Source organism: Shewanella benthica KT99 (genome assembly GCF_000172075.1).
GTDB classification, from domain to species: Bacteria; Pseudomonadota; Gammaproteobacteria; order Enterobacterales; family Shewanellaceae; genus Shewanella; species Shewanella benthica_A.
This window is the reverse complement of sequence record NZ_ABIC01000041.1, coordinates 26,917-38,996: the sequence shown is the minus strand read 5'-3', so window position 1 is coordinate 38,996 and position 12,080 is coordinate 26,917. Positions and strand designations below refer to the sequence as shown.

The following is a 12,080-nucleotide window of genomic DNA, read 5'->3' as shown; positions in this document are numbered from 1 at the left end:
ATGCTAAAGTCACCGAAGCTGGTTTCAACATTACCATTCAAAGCTACATCAATACCGGTAATTTCCAACTGATCTGTATTGCCGTAACCTGTACCAACTTCAAGAGCTGGACCTAATTTACCACCTGTACTTGCGACACGATCTACATAGAAAGTATCTGAAGCAGCTAAAGTACCAGAGTTAATTCCTTCCATAACATTCGTGATGCTACGTTGACTGATTACATTATCAATATTTAGATTAAAGTAATCGACTTTAATTCCAAAGTTATCAATGATATCCCAAGCAACACCTATGTTAACGTATTCGGAAGTCTCAGGGCCTAGATCTTTGTTCGCACTGATCCAAGTATCATATTGCTGCGCTTTACAGTCTGCTTCAGCCACGCCATTAGATTCACAATAAGGATAATCGGTACCAGTTGCAGCGCTATACGTTGTTGCAGCATAAAGTTGATCAAGAGCTGGAGCACGGAAAGCTTCAGAGTACGATGCACGTACAACAACATTATCTAGAGCCTGCCAACGGACAGATGCTTTTGGCGAAACATTACCACCGAAATCACTATAATCATCGTAACGCGCTGCTAAGTTAATTTCTACATTTTCAATAACGGGTAGAGCAACTTCATAGAAAGCAGCCCAAACTTGACGATCACCAGCTGCTGAGTTACCAGCACTACCACCAACTAAACCAGCTTCAGATTGTGCGTCATATGTTTCAGAGAAGTCTTGTTCGAAATACTCCATTCCGAAGTAATGAGCAGCTTCACCGCCAGGCAGTTCAAATGCATCAAAACCAATACCAGCATTATACTGCTGGAATTCAGCACGCCCCTGAGTCAGGGTCGTAGCTTTCATATTGTTAATACCAGCTTCAGAACCTAAATCAATACCATTAGCTTCGTTATAAGCGAGTCCTGAATAACTTAAGTAATACTCACCGATTGACTTGTTATCAGCCTTATTATAATGGTAGTAGAACTCCCAAGAGGCATCATTCCAAGCACTGATTGTGCCACGAAGTCCGGTTAAGAAATCTTGGTTGTAATCATCAACGTTACCGTCACGAGTACCGATACCAACCCAACGGTAATAACCTGTCGCTTCTACATCAAATGGGTTATTTGGGTTATCTGCAGCCATGTTATTCCACTTAGCTGCTGGAGGTGCGTAACGTCCAAACGAGTTATTTTGAGTAAACATAACACGACCAAACCACTCAACATCCTCAGCGACTTCATAGTTAGCATCAACATAAACAGTATTTCGTTCTACTGACGCCTTATTGTATGAAACATTACCATAGGCATACATACAAAGTTCTGAACCTGCTCCAAACTGTTGCTCACCAGACATCCTAGCAAATACATCATTACCATATTGTGCAATCAAATCATCACATAAAGGTGATGGTTGAAAAACACCTGTATCTGGATGTCTGACGTTAGCGCCATAGTAGCTCCATCCATCAGTTTCAGTGTAGGCATTGATCACACCATCGCCATCAAAGTCCCTCTGCCATGGTGCAGTATACGCACGGTCAGCATCTGCAATGCCTTCTCGATCTTGATGGTCGAAGGCAAAAGTAATATTACCTTTATCCATCTCATAACCGCCAATAACTGAAAACTCTTTACTCGTTAGTCCACCATCACGATCACGACTACCACCACCAACACTAAACTCAAGACCCTGGAAGTTCTTCTTCATGATGATGTTAACAACACCGGCAATTGCGTCAGAACCATAAGTAGACGAACCACCATCGGTTAAAATTTCGATACGTTCTACGGCTGCCATTGGGATAGCGTTAAGGTTTGCTGAAGCGCCGCCAAGTGTTGGTGACCCTGGGAAACGCTTGCCATCAATCAACACTAGCGTGCGCTCTGAACCTGCACCACGTAAATTAATAGTCGCTTGAGACTGAGCAGAGCTGCCTGAACGCTCGGAAAAAGAACCGAAAGAGTTAAGGTTACTGTTACGAAGCGCATCAGCAACAGTAAAGTTACCTTCAAGTTTCATATCTGCGGCAGTAATGGTTGTTACAGGTGAAGCCCCTTCAAGGTCACTACGTTTAATGCGTGAACCGGTAACTTCAATTCTTTCTACTTCTACTGACTCATCTGCCGCAAAAGCTGTTGGTGCTGTCATTGCTGTTGCTGCTGCACCGCTAATTAGTGCGAAACGCACTGAATTAGCTATAAAGCTATTCTTGTACATGTTGTATCTCCCTGGACGCTTATTTTTATATTTTTAAATGTATTAACACCAATGCAAATTGTTACACTGGAACACACTTACAAACAAATAAGACCACAACTCAATCATTTAATCAACAAATTAACACCGGTTTTTACAAGTGTTATCGCCGTTGATTATTTTGTATACCATTAAACTTTGTCAGCTGATGAGGATTCTCACATGAGATGCAATTAGATAATTAGCGATAAGAAAAAGGATACGGCATACAATGGGAACCGCTTTTAGACTTTATTAAACCAGTTTAAAAAACAATATGTTACATATAGATCTCGGTGTGAACACCACTATTTTATGTTTCACTTGCCTCAATGAAAAGTTTAATTAATCGTGGTTTTACATCATTGAGCTGGTATATATCGACTCTACACCTCTAGCAGACTTCACGTTTACGTAAACTTTAATGTACAGTTTGTCTATTTTTGTTTTTCAATCTAGAAAATTGTGCTAGGAGACAAGTCGCAGTCGCATATATTTGTGGGGGTAATTACACAAGATGATTTACCCATGCGAAATATTCTTCGCACATAAAAAACGCCCGTATAGGGCGTTTCAAATAAGCTGAATAACTAGCTTATTACATATAGTATCTGATACCGATTGCTACGCCATCACTCTCATCTGGAGTGTCGTTTGCAATATTAAAGTCACTCATGTCTTTACGAGCTTCGATATAAAGCATTGTCTGCTCATCCCACACAAAGTGAAGACCCACTACAATAAACTGACGCTTAAATTCGCCATCATTATAAAGTGCTTCATAAGCATCGCCAGCCTTTAGGTAGTTATAAGCAAAGATAGGCTTAAGACCATTATCAAACTTGTAGCTGAACAGTGATTCAAGACCTACAGCATCAGGCATTAAACGACCAATGTTATCAGTATCATGGAATTCGTTCTTGTTGATGTTAATCGCCGCATAGAAACCAGCTTGTTCAAACCCGCCCCAAGTCAGGCCTGCACCATAGATGTAGTCAGTTTCAGAGATACCTTCACCAGACTCTAAAGCACCGTCAAACTCACCTAAGTTAACACCAGCAGTAAGCGTCAGCATATCTGTAGCAGCATAAGTGATAGAGCCACCCACAGTATTATTGTATTCAATTGTACCTAAAGAGTCACCAGTAATAGCCACAGGGCTACCGATCATGACGCTATTATCAGCTGTCGAGAATGGACCGAAGTTATCATTCAAATCAAAGCTATCTTGCTTTAATTGCACCTGCAGTCCGAAGCTGACATCACCGAAGGTATTACGGTATTGCACTGTGTTATCACCACGGCCTGTACCATTGATTGCACCATCGGCCTTGTTGTAAGTGTAAGTACCCGAAGTATTACCATCCCAAGTGTTTACTAGGTTTGTGTTATAGACTACGTCGTACCATACGCCCCACTGCTTACCGATAGAGAGCGAGCCGTACTTATCGTGTGCAAGACCAGCATAACCAAGACGATTATTAAGAAACTCATCGCTTTGAGACTCGAAGTTACTCTCGCTACTGTAAACAATGTCACTGGTACCGAATGGATTTACACCCCACTCAAGTTTTACAAATGTTTTCCAATCATTACCCATATCACGAGTGAAACCAAAGTTGATGCGTGATGAACCGTTTACCACCTCTGTAGCACCTTGAGTGTTGATGATGCGGGCATCCATCCAACCGCCGATTTCTACTGCGTTCTTGTCATCTTTATAGATTTCGATAGCCGATACTGACGGGAAAAATATGACGGCTGCTAATGCCGAGGCTACTAAAGTTTTTTTCATCTGATGTCTAACCTTATGTTTTCAGTCTGCTTGGTGCTATTTTTTGTCATTCCATTGTTCTTTGTCTTCCTAGTTGCAGCTGAGGTTAGCAAAAGATGAGTTATCGCTCAAAGACGAAAGTCACAAAACCACCTATTTTTTTCATCACGTTAACCAAGAACACCATTATATAGCAGGCAATAAACTACCTGTTAACATAAAAGCAGAACAATCTTAAGAAAGCACTCACTAAATTAACGACATCTGCTTAGAGCTGATATCCGAGAAGCATTTATCGAGCAGACCTAAAACAGGTTCGGCGATGGGGGCCAGCTGCCTGGTTAGATAATAATGATAATCAATAGCAGACTGGCGATACTTAACTGGCTCGGCGCCGTTAAGTGTAATAAGATACTCAACTTTAGTCCCTCTCTTCGAGAAACGCTCAGATCCTGAAAAGTCGCACATCATTTTAGCTGCCTTAACATGAGGAGATGATTTAGCCGTATAATCGGCAATATCTCTACGCAAGCGCTTACTGAAAACGAGTTCTTCATCCAGCTTGCCTTGCATCAGGTCATTGACGACCTCCTGTAAGAAAACCATGACATCTTGTTTAGAGAATAAGCGGTAATAGAGTGCTTCTTGGATGCGTCTGGCAAGCGGACTCCAGTCACTGCGCACTTGCTCCATTCCCTTGAAGATGAGCTGCAGCTCTCCTTCATTATTAGTAAGGGCACCTACATAGCGTTTCTTAGACCCTTCAGTTGAACCTCTGAGGGTTGGCATGAAAAACTGCTCATAATGACATTCAAACTCCAACTCTAGATGACACGCTATATTCATCTCTTTATCTAACTTACATTTCCATCGAGTATTAATCGTTTCAACCAGCCCCTTACCTATCTTATCGACATCAATATCCGACGGATCTTGCCCCAGCCAGACAAAGGTCGAATCGGTATCGCCATAGATGACCTGATAGCCAAGTTCCTCAATCCAGGCTCTTGTCTGTTTCATTATCTGATGACCCCTAAGGGTAATAGAGCTGGCAAGCCTAGCATCATGGAACACACAGCCACGGGAGCCTAATACGCCATAGAGAGAGTTCATGATTATCTTAATGGCCTGTGACAGCGGCGCATTTTTTTCGCTCTTGGCCTCTTCCCTATGCTCCATAAGTGTTTTAACCAGTTCGGGTAATATGGGAGAGTCCCGGCTAAATTTGGCTCCCAAGAAACCATCGACATTATCGGCTTCAGGTTCAGACAATCCCTTGATAAGACCTTTAGGATCGATGAGGAAGGTTCTGATGATGGAAGGGTAAAGGCTTTTAAAGTCGAGTACTAAGATATGCTTATAGAGGCCGGGGATAGAATCCATCACATAGCCGCCCGGGCTCTCTAGCCCTTGACTCGTTGCCATTGCTGGTGCGACGAAACCCGCCCTGTGCAGATGAGGTAAATATAAGTTATTGAATGCGGCGACCGAGGCGCCGACTCTGCCGAGCTCTAACCCGGTCAGCCTGGAACGCTCTATAGCAAACTCAAACAACTCAGTGTTCTTGAACACATCCCACACCAAACGGCTATCGGTTAAATTATAGTGGGCGAGCGCCGCTTTATCATGATGAAATAGCTCGGTGATCTCCTCTGCTCGGTTCTCGACTCCTTTCTTACCACTGGGCAATGCCTTCCCCTCCTCGAGCAAGGCACGTGAAACAGAGTCCAGCGAGAAACTATCGAAGCGATAAAATGCGGCCTTGAGCCAATCGATACCGTCTAACACGACTCTGCCAGGCAGAGAGAGAGTCTCAGGACGGTACTTATCCGCAACCTTCCAGCTCAGCTCGCTGCCTCCCCTGCCGATTGCAAGCTTGATCCCATGTAGTTTTGCTCTTCTATAAACAAGCGCCAGATCGAACGTCACCACGGCCCAACCTATGATGATGTCGGGATCAAATTCTGCAAACCAATCAATTAAACTGAGGATAAGTCCTCTCTCATCTGCTACCCACTCGATATAATCAGCTTGGTCATCAGATATTGCCGTTCTATCGCCGCTTATCTCACCAGGTGAGCCCACCATGATCACTTTCTTATACTCGACATCTAATGTTTTACCGTAGAGACCGACCGAGTAAAGCTCGCCCGACATACTGCATTCAAAATCGAGGGATATGGCTTGAAGCTGGATATCAACTGAGCTTTTTCTGGCCCTAGTGGCAGTAAACCGAGTCAGAGCACCCTTTACCGCAGGCTCAAATTGACCGATAAACTCCACATCCAGCGCTATGTATCTCTCTATCAAATATCTGTGTTCTGGACGAATATCAGTTTCAAACAGAGGAATGCCGAGATCGACAGCGCCTCTGATCACCTGTCTGAATAGCCGTGATGAGCTTGCATAAATGGCCGTGACCGGGTCGCTATTGAAGTTTTTAAGCGGCAGATCCAGCCTTCTTAGCTTTGCTGACTGCGGCAATGCTTGCAGCCTGGGCAGATCATATGTGGCACAGAAACACACATATTCAGCATGAGGCACTGTAACTAATACGGGGCCATCGGCGGTTTTAATATAGTAATGCAGCCAAGCCATACCCGAATGCTGCACCGTATGGCGAGAAAGAATCCGCCCCTTAATCGATGAGGTTCCACAGGGATCTGAAGAGGGCTTTACTGGCATAATTTGTCTATCCAAAACAAGGACTCGATGAAAATGGCATCACATTAAACTCAATAATATAAAATTAGAGTAGTTAAGGCTATGCAATCACTGTTATTATGTACAGCTCTATTTCTCTTGTTTATATACCTATGCTATCGGCCGACGTAAAAACACAGATCCGCTCCATATATAGAGGTATTGCAAACTCCTTGCCTGACTTTCGTCCGAGGCGTGAGCAAAACTACATAGTCGCCGAAATATCTAAGACCTTAGCCGGTGAATACGATAAAAACAGGCGCATTATCGTGATCGAAGCCGGCACAGGTATAGGTAAATCATTAGCCTATATACTCGGCTCTATTCCGTTAGCACTGGCCAATAAGAAAAAAGTCTGTATCGCCACTGCGACCGTTGCCCTGCAAGAGCAGCTGTTGCACAAGGATCTGCCCTTCTTTTTACAGCAATCTGAGCTGAATTTTAGCTTTGGTTTAGTCAAAGGCAGGCAGCGCTATGTCTGCTTGTCTAAATTAGAGATGTTAATTGGATCCGATAACGACACTCAGATGGCGATGTGGCAGACCAAGCCCGACAACAGCCAGATCAAGCTGCTGCAGACATTATTGAAGCAGTACCATGAAGGCAAATGGAACGGCGAGCGTGACACCTTAGTCAAACAGCTCCCCGACCACCTATGGCAGCAGATAGCTTGTGATAAACACAGCTGTCATAGACAAGTCGCCAGCCACAGGAATTGTCCTTTCCATAAAGCACGTGAGGATATCGATAACTGGGATGTGCTGATCGCTAACCACAGCCTCTTGTTTGCCGATCTGGAATTAGGCGGTGGAGTCATCCTGCCAGCCCCAGAAGACGTATATTACATCATAGATGAAGCCCACCACCTGCCTATGGTTGCCAGAGATTTCTCCAGCGCACAAACCACACTCAGGGGCGCTGTCGACTGGCTGGAGAAAATAGAGAAGACCTGTAGCAAGTTACAAAACCAAATAAAGAGTAATCATATCATAGGCCCGGCACAGGCGATGCGGGAGCATATTAGCGATCTTACCGGTCAACTCACCCAGATAACTCATTTTTGTGATAGCCAAACGCACAGGTTCGACAATCCAGAGAATCGTTTACGCTTCGAGCATGGCAAGTTACCCCAGGCGCTGCTTATCCAAGCAGAGAACTTAGCCACGGTATCGACTACGGCCCTCAAGCAGTTCAATAAGATGTTAGTCCTGCTCAGTGAAGCCATAAAAGATGGCGATATTCCAAAGCATCAAGCCGAACAACTGCTCACAGAAACGGGCTTCATGTTGCAGAAACTGGAAAATCTGCAGAAGCTGTGGAAGATGATGGCGAAAGAAGATCACCCCAAAGGCGCACCTATGGCACGTTGGGTTGAAATGTTAACCGGTAAACAGACCGATTACCTTTTTAGTGCGTCCCCAATAGAAGTCGGCTTCATGTTAGAAAAGCTACTTTGGGACAAGGCCGCAGGGGTGGTGCTTTGCAGCGCGACATTACGGTCCTTAAATAATTTTAATCATTTCACCCATCAAGTTGGCCTGTCACTCAACGACGGTTGCCGCTTTCTGGCCATGGACTCGCCCTTCGACTTTGAACAGAATGCGACCCTGTTTCTGCCTAAGATGAACTATGAACCCACGGATGAAAAATTCACCGAAGAACTCGCCCAGCAGATCTTAGCCCTCATAGAGGGTGAAATGGCCACCTTAGTCTTATTCGCATCTTATTGGCAGATGGAGAAGGTCGTCGCTATGGTCGAGAGTAAGATAAAAACCGGCTTACTGATCCAAGGCACTATTTCCAGGCAAGAAATTTTATCGGCCCATAAGAAACGCTGCGATAACGATGAACCTAGCATCATATTCGGCACGGGTAGCTTCTCTGAAGGCTTAGATCTACCGGGCGATTACCTGACTAACTTGATCATCACAAAATTGCCTTTTGCGGTGCCCACCTCTCCCGTCGAGCAGGCTCATGCGGAATATATCAAGATAAAGGGTGGAAATCCCTTCATGCAGCTGACGATCCCCGATGCTTCGCGCAAATTGATACAGAGTTGTGGTAGATTACTCCGCAACGAGCAAGACTATGGACGTATCACGATTTTAGATCGACGTTTAGTCACTAAACGGTATGGGAAATCACTGCTCGATGCACTCCCCCCTTTCAGACGCGTAATTGAGTAGGATTTTTTTTTGGATTTACTGTTTGAACCCAGCACTTGGGCCATTCTAGCCGGGATCGGTTTACTCGCAGGTTTTATCGACGCCATCGCGGGAGGTGGAGGTTTACTCTCTATTCCGGCCCTTCTGACATTGGGTATTAATCCTCATACGGCACTGGGCACCAATAAGTTAGCCGCATGCTTTGGGTCTTCTACGGCTGCGTATACCTATTATAAACAAAATCTATTCACGCCTCACTTGTGGTACTACACCTTTATAGCCACTTTTTTCGGCGCGGTAGCCGGCACCTTCATCGTCTCTCTTATCGATAGCCGTTGGTTAGAAAAACTGCTACCACTGATGATCATGATTATTGCTATTTACACGCTACTCAAGCCCAATGCCATGGGCTGCAATACATTCACACCACTTAAGCAACCAGCATCGAAAATTAAGCAATGGCTCCAAGGCTTTCCACTCGGATTCTATGATGGCTTCGCCGGTCCCGGTACAGGCGCATTCTGGACCATAACCAGTACCACTTACCATAAGCTGCCGCTTCTTCACAGTTGTGGCTTAGCCAGAACAATGACATTCACCAGTAATCTCACCTCTTTAGTGATCTTTATCACACTTGGGCAAGTGAATGTCATTATCGGTCTTTTCATGGGTTTATGTATGATGTTAGGTTCCTTTATCGGCGCAAAAACGGCGATAAAATTCGGCGTCCAGTTTATCAGACCCGCATTTATCACTCTGGTATTGTTGATCGCGGCAAAGTTAGCTTGGAATGCATGGGTCTCACGATGAATACAAATGAACTCCTAAGGCAGTTATCAGTTCAATTGAAGCAACTAGAGCAGGACGTGCTTCAACATGATACTAATTTACCCAAGAGAGAGCAGAAACTGCTGCGGGATACAGACAGATTTAACGAGCAACTCTTTATTCAATCCGGCGCTAAACTTGCGCCCTGTATAGAACAGATAAACAAGAATATTAAGCAGCTAGGTAAACTGATAAAAGGTAACATATCATCCCATACCATAGTCTTAAGCTGTGAACGTATTCAAGACAGATTTACCGCCGTCAGAAGAGCGCTAAATACCACCTCATTAGGGGCCAACTCGGCATCGCAGCAAAGAGCTTTTCGAGTCGCCCAAGCAAAGAGGCGTAGAAATAAGTCCCATGATAAGAGCGGCTTCAATTGGATCGCCGCCGGAGTCATGCATAATAGCCACCAACTGTATGCAGAGCTCAACAAACATCTCAATTGGGTGAGTAAATTTGAACAAAAAATCCTGATTTTGCAATCACAACTGGATAACTGTCATAGTGCCGACAAAATCCAGATGCAAAATGAGGTCCTGTTGGTTCATCGACGACTCGGTAAGTGTCGGCAAGCCATCAGCTATATAGAAGATCGCATTCAAGCGTTTGAGCGACCATTCTCTCAAACCTATAGGCCTTTTAATCGTTAAGGAGCAACAATGAAGTCACTCATGTCTATCACAGCAATCTTGACTCTGCTGGGTTCATCTTCAGCCCTGGCAGCTAATTTGAATATCCCCATGTCATTTGAATATCTGGCCATCGACGGTGAGAAAGTCGAAAGCAGCTTATTCAACCATAAGGCAGATCTGGAATTAAGCCAAGGCAGCCACAAGATTGCGATCCGTTATCACGATATGGTTCAAGATGACTTCAGTGACAGTGAAAGCTTTATCAAGTCTTCCCCTTTTATTGTTACCTTAGCAGTCGATGGCGACTATGAGTACACCTTGAAGCCCGCCGATGGCGATATCGTCAAACGACCTAAGTCTTTCGCTGAATCTCCGCAGGTGGTGATCACCCGCAGTGACAAGGGGACGGTAAACTATAAGGTCCTGCAAACTGACTTCACCGAAGACTCCTTCGTCACTAGCCTATTTGGTGGCGGAAATAAACCAGACATTGCAGCGATAACGACTGCAGCAACTGGTGGAGCTATGATTGCATCCTCGGCAAGTTCGACACTGACGGCTCCAGTCACTGCTAATGAAGCCGATAAAGGCCAGCATGCCCAACAGATGTTGCAGTACTGGTGGCTTCATGCCGATGATAAGACCCGAAAAGAGTTTATGGGTTGGGCCATTCAGCAGCTATAAATACAGCGTCCATCTCGCTATATACGGCATCTGGTCGACACCTATTTCTTTGAAGATTACAACGAGCTGTCGCAGATGAGATCTGAAATCCAAACCGCATTAGAAAAATCGAGAGCATTTATCAAGGCTAACTTACATAAGGCAAACAGCTGAAAATAACTGTCAGTCACTGAAGAAGTATTTGGAATACAGAAAAGAATGAACTAGGGGGAGATTGGGGGCTCCCCTAGAGCCACACTTGAGTACATTAGCCACATCGGTTGTTTCCTTCCGAGCCAGACCAATTCTCCAGTTATCATTATGGGAGGGATACACTTGCCTAGGATAGGACGCAGAATTTCAGCTACGACTATACGCGCATAGCAGATGCCATGACGAGATTGGAACAAATAAGGGGGGATGAATCAGATAGCGTTTTGTTTAGTAGGATGTACCACAGAAGTGTTCAAGCTGATCTAGTGATGTACTAAGAGATTGGAGGTTCCCCTAGAGCCACACCCCAGCACATGAGTCACTTGCTGCGGTTGCTCCCTTCCAGGCCTGGCCGAATTCACGAGTTATCATTGCGGGGGGACCCTAAGGTCACCATTGCTTTCTTTGAGTAAATTACCTCAGAGAACGGCGAGCATTATCTACTAAGCCCGCCGAGCAATCAAGTCCTAAACAGCAAGTATCGTCTTGTTGACTGCTGATTGCTGTTTCTATAAACAGATAGTCTACAGATCTGAGCTATAAACTGAGAAACATCCTATTTTTTTCAACAAGCTTAGGCCCGATACCCTTCACATTTGAAAGATCGCCAATCACCTCAAATTTGCCGTTACTCTCTCTATATTCGACAATCGCTTTCGCTTTTGATTCACCTATTCCCTTAAGTAAAACCAATTGCGCTATTGAAGAGGTGTTAATATTGACATTCAGTTGTTGAACTTGATGTGAGTTTTCTTTTTGATGGATCGTTTTCGATTGGCTAGAAACATCACCGGCGTAGACGCTGAGTGAAAAGATTGCAGCCATCAATGTCGCAGATACGAGTGTGCTTTTCATAGTA

At 44.5% G+C, this 12,080-nt stretch carries 8 protein-coding genes, 1 other RNA gene and 1 pseudogene; 5 read left to right on the top strand and 5 right to left on the bottom strand.

The window, feature by feature from the left end:
- The 3 genes from KT99_RS15995 to KT99_RS15985 all read right to left on the bottom strand — a co-directional run.
- Positions 1-2,222, bottom strand: a 2,222-nt coding sequence (locus tag KT99_RS15995; protein WP_005502018.1) for a TonB-dependent receptor plug domain-containing protein, incomplete at its 3' end; no start/stop codon positions are given.
- Between the two features lie 616 nt (positions 2,223-2,838).
- Entirely contained in the window at positions 2,839-4,035 is a 1,197-nt protein-coding gene (locus KT99_RS15990; protein WP_005502017.1) for a porin, read from the bottom strand.
- Between the two features lie 228 nt (positions 4,036-4,263).
- The gene (locus KT99_RS15985) at positions 4,264-6,699 is read right to left on the bottom strand and encodes a DNA polymerase II (RefSeq protein ID WP_050774374.1); all 2,436 of its coding nucleotides are present in this window, start codon (positions 6,697-6,699) and stop codon (positions 4,264-4,266) included.
- A 131-nt stretch (positions 6,700-6,830) separates the two neighbouring features.
- Between KT99_RS15985 and dinG the strand changes: the two genes are divergently transcribed.
- The 5 genes and pseudogenes from dinG to KT99_RS23005 form a co-directional block, all read left to right on the top strand.
- A complete protein-coding gene (gene dinG / locus KT99_RS15980) occupies positions 6,831-8,903 on the top strand; it encodes an ATP-dependent DNA helicase DinG (protein WP_005502013.1) in 2,073 nt (690 codons plus the stop codon).
- 9 nt (positions 8,904-8,912) lie between these two features.
- Positions 8,913-9,692, top strand: a complete 780-nt coding sequence (locus KT99_RS15975; RefSeq protein WP_005502012.1) for a sulfite exporter TauE/SafE family protein — start codon at positions 8,913-8,915, stop codon at positions 9,690-9,692.
- Positions 9,689-10,363, top strand: a complete 675-nt coding sequence (locus KT99_RS15970) for a primosomal replication protein (RefSeq protein ID WP_040572103.1) — start codon at positions 9,689-9,691, stop codon at positions 10,361-10,363. The genes KT99_RS15975 and KT99_RS15970 overlap by 4 nt, the downstream gene beginning before the upstream one ends.
- A 9-nt stretch (positions 10,364-10,372) precedes the next feature.
- Positions 10,373-11,029: a DUF2057 domain-containing protein gene (locus KT99_RS15965; protein WP_005502010.1), complete on the top strand. Its 657-nt coding sequence runs from the start codon at positions 10,373-10,375 to the stop codon at positions 11,027-11,029.
- 3 nt (positions 11,030-11,032) lie between these two features.
- Positions 11,033-11,182, top strand: a pseudogene (locus KT99_RS23005) (late competence development ComFB family protein); the annotation flags it as partial.
- A gap of 330 nt (positions 11,183-11,512) precedes the next feature.
- Here KT99_RS23005 and ffs read toward each other — a convergent pair.
- Positions 11,513-11,609: signal recognition particle sRNA small type (ffs, locus tag KT99_RS21045), an RNA gene on the bottom strand.
- Between the two features lie 149 nt (positions 11,610-11,758).
- On the bottom strand, positions 11,759-12,076 hold the full coding sequence (locus tag KT99_RS15960) for a ComEA family DNA-binding protein (RefSeq protein ID WP_005502008.1): 318 nt from the start codon (positions 12,074-12,076) through the stop codon (positions 11,759-11,761).
- Positions 12,077-12,080: the final 4 nt, after the last annotated feature.

Excerpts from the sequence above, each read along its gene's own strand:
- KT99_RS15990 (WP_005502017.1), bottom strand. The coding sequence starts at position 4,035 with ATGAAAAAAACTTTAGTAGCCTCGGCATTAGCAGCCGTCATATTTTTC.
- KT99_RS15985 (WP_050774374.1), bottom strand. The coding sequence starts at position 6,699 with ATGCCAGTAAAGCCCTCTTCAGATCCCTGTGGAACCTCATCGATTAAG.
- dinG (WP_005502013.1), top strand. The coding sequence starts at position 6,831 with ATGCTATCGGCCGACGTAAAAACACAGATCCGCTCCATATATAGAGGT.
- KT99_RS15970 (WP_040572103.1), top strand. The coding sequence starts at position 9,689 with ATGAATACAAATGAACTCCTAAGGCAGTTATCAGTTCAATTGAAGCAA.
- KT99_RS15965 (WP_005502010.1), top strand. The coding sequence starts at position 10,373 with ATGAAGTCACTCATGTCTATCACAGCAATCTTGACTCTGCTGGGTTCA.
- KT99_RS15960 (WP_005502008.1), bottom strand. The coding sequence starts at position 12,076 with ATGAAAAGCACACTCGTATCTGCGACATTGATGGCTGCAATCTTTTCA.